2 protein-coding genes are annotated in these 3,298 nt (G+C 39.5%); both read right to left on the reverse strand.

Going from position 1 to position 3,298, the window contains the following annotated elements; all coding sequences use genetic code 11:
• Window positions 1–175 precede the first annotated feature (175 nt).
• The gene (gene mutS / locus ACNKXV_RS09835) at window positions 176–2,752 is read right to left on the reverse strand and encodes a DNA mismatch repair protein MutS (protein WP_417907749.1); all 2,577 of its coding nucleotides are present in this window, start codon (window positions 2,750–2,752) and stop codon (window positions 176–178) included.
• 175 nt (window positions 2,753–2,927) lie between these two features.
• A partial coding sequence (locus ACNKXV_RS09840) for a hypothetical protein (protein ID WP_417907555.1) occupies window positions 2,928–3,298 on the reverse strand: 371 nt, incomplete at its 5' end.

The following is a 3,298-nucleotide window of genomic DNA, read 5'->3' on the forward strand; positions in this document are numbered from 1 at the left end:
TTTTCGCGATTTTTAAGAACATAACAATAATGCCGAAGCCCTTATTGCGGAGGCAAATTTAAGACAAATCTCATAATACCAAAGAATTTTTTGAGAAAAAACAGCCATAGTTCAGGAATGTTTTTTCAACCAATGGCTTAAAGCTTCGTAATGAGCATTTAAAGGCAAAAATTAATTACGAATTATTTTTACTTAGCATTCTTTTGATCTCGTTCAACTTCATCAAAGCTTCCACCGGCGTAAGAGTATCTATATCAATTCCCAAAAGTTCCTGTTTCAAATCTTCCAGTAACGGATCGTCAAGATTAAAGAAACTAAGTTGCATTTCATCTTCTGCCGACTGTTTCATAACAGCGCCGGAATCTTCCATGGAATGAGATGCCTCCAGTTTTTTAAGGATCTTATTCGCTCTATGCAGGACCATTTGTGGCATTCCGGCCATTTTTGCCACGTGAATTCCAAAACTGTGTTCACTGCCTCCGGGAACCAGCTTTCTAAGAAACAATACGTTATCTTTTAATTCTTTAACCGAAACGTTGAAATTCTTGATTCGGCTAAAGGTATCGCACATTTCATTTAATTCATGATAATGTGTAGCGAACAGGGTTTTAGGTTTTGCAGGATGCTCATGCAGGTATTCACTTATCGCCCAGGCAATCGAGATCCCGTCATAAGTACTGGTTCCCCGCCCAATTTCGTCAAGCAAAACTAAACTGCGATTGGAAATATTGTTAAGTATACTTGCCGTTTCATTCATCTCGACCATAAAGGTAGATTCTCCCATGGAAATATTATCACTGGCTCCTACACGGGTGAAAATTTTATCTACCAGCCCAATCTCTGCTGAACTGGCCGGAACAAAACTTCCCATTTGAGCCATTAAAACGATCAGGGCGGTTTGTCTTAATATTGCCGATTTACCACTCATATTGGGACCGGTGATCATAATGATCTGTTGGTCTTCCCTGTCTAAATGCAAATCATTGGTCACATACACCTCGCCGCTTGGCAACTGTTTTTCGATCACGGGATGTCTCCCATCTTTTATTTCCAGAATATGACTATCGGTAATCTCTGGCCTGCAATAATTCTCGATCTGGGCGAGTTGCGCAAAAGATCCCAGACAATCCAGCCTGGCGATAAGTTTTGCGTTTTGCTGAACAGGATCTATATAATTTCCCATCCAGGCGATTAATTTCGCAAAGAGTTCCTGCTCCAGCTGAAGAATTTTTTCTTCAGCGCCCAGGATCTTGGATTCATATTCCTTGAGTTCTTCAGTTATATATCTTTCAGCATTAACTAAGGTTTGCTTTCTAATCCATTCGGCCGGAACTTTATCCTTATGAGTATTTCTTACTTCGATATAATACCCGTAAACATTGTTGCTCCCAATCTTCAGCGAAGAAATTCCCGTCTTTTCGGTTTCCCGCTGGATCATTTTATCCAGATAATCTTTTCCTGAAAATGCCAGATCTCTAAGCTCATCCAGTTCTGTTGAAAATCCTTTGGCGATCACATTCCCTTTTTGAACATTTACCGGGGCATCTTTGCTAAGACTTTCAGAAATTTTTGCCCTAAGAAGGTCACAGCTGTTCAAATTCTCTCCAATAACTTTTAAAGCTTCGTTCTCACAATTAAGGGCTGTTTCCTTTACAGGTAAGATGGCATCAAGGGAATTTTTTAGCTGATTTACTTCCCGCGGACTGATCTTCTGGGTGGCCACTTTTGAAATCAACCGCTCCAGATCGCTCATTTCTCTTATCTGATCCTGAACCTTGCTTAAAATTTCAGGGTTCTTCATAAGATATTCCACGACCTCCAGCCTTTTTTCAATAAGTGTTGCGTCCTTTAAAGGCAAAGCCAGCCAACGCTTCAATAATCTTCCACCCATAGGTGAGATCGTCTTATCGATAACATCAAGAAGGGTAACCGCATTTGCCGCCGTAGAATGGTAAAGCTCAAGATTCCTGATAGTAAACCTATCCATCCACACATAGTTCTCTTCTGCAATACGATTAATGGATGAAATATGCTGAAGGCGATGATGCCTGGTTTCTGCCAGATAATAAAGAACTGCCCCGGAAGCAATGATCCCCTCGTCCAGGTGATCCACTCCAAATCCTTTTAAAGACTTGGTTTGAAAATGTCCATTCAAAGTTTCAAGAGCATAATCACTTTTAAAGATCCAGTCGTCCAGGTAAAAGCAGTGCATGTCTTTCCCGAAACTGTCGTTGAAATCTTTTTTGTATTTCTTCTGAACAAGGATCTCACTTGGATCAAAGTTCTGAAGTAATTTATCTACATATTCCCTGTTTCCCTGCGCGCAAAGAAATTCTCCCGTGGAAACATCCAGAAATGAAATTCCCAGATCCTTTTTTCCAAAGTGAACGGCACACAAAAAATTATTGGATTTACTGCTTAAAATATCGTCGTTCATGGCAACTCCCGGAGTCACCAGTTCTGTTACCCCTCGTTTAACGATGGTCTTGGTCATCTTTGGGTCTTCCAATTGATCGCAAATAGCAACCCGCTGACCCGCTTTTACCAATTTTGGCAAATAAGTATTGAGGGAATGATGAGGAAAACCTGCAAGTTCAGTTTTCTCTCCACCGTTATTCCTATTGGTAAGCACGATATTAAGGATACGTGCAGCTTTTACCGCATCCTCTCCAAAAGTTTCATAAAAATCCCCAACTCTAAATAACAGCATCGCATCAGGATATTTTAACTTGATACTGTTATACTGCTTCATTAAAGGGGTCACCTTCTGGTTCTTATTTGCTGCCAATTTTCACGTTTTTAAATGCCTGCTAAAATACCGAAACGCATTTTCTATTAAAAATTATGTAAACGTGTTTTATATATATGTTATTCACATTATATAAGTCTACCGGCACCACAAATAAAACTCAGGTAAAAGGCCGCAATTAATACAGGATATTTTGCAAAACTCTTTCCAGATGTCTCTCCATCAAACAGAAGTTTTTATCTGAAATAAATACATCCCGCATTTCTTCATAGAGATGCTGAAGTTCTTTATGCGAATATTCGTGATGGGCGATATTTTCTTCGATCTTATCCAGACCCTCTTCTTCAGAATCATTTGCGAACTCCCGGCTTATCTTTTCATAAGCTTCTGAATCTACCTGAGAACGAATCAGGTCTATTTCATCATCTGTTTTTACAGCATCAGCGTTGGCACACATCAATAAAATGTAAACTTTCAGCTCCTCCTTGGTCCAGGTCATTTTTTTGGTTTCCATATGTTTAATTTTATAATTTCTAAAAAAAGGTGGCC

The organism is Christiangramia aquimixticola (assembly GCF_048285835.1).
GTDB lineage: Bacteria > Bacteroidota > Bacteroidia > Flavobacteriales > Flavobacteriaceae > Christiangramia > Christiangramia aquimixticola.

What these genes read in the sequence shown, in the direction of transcription:
- mutS (WP_417907749.1), bottom strand. Translation starts at nt 2,752, where the DNA reads ATGAAGCAGTATAACAGTATCAAGTTAAAATATCCTGATGCGATGCTG.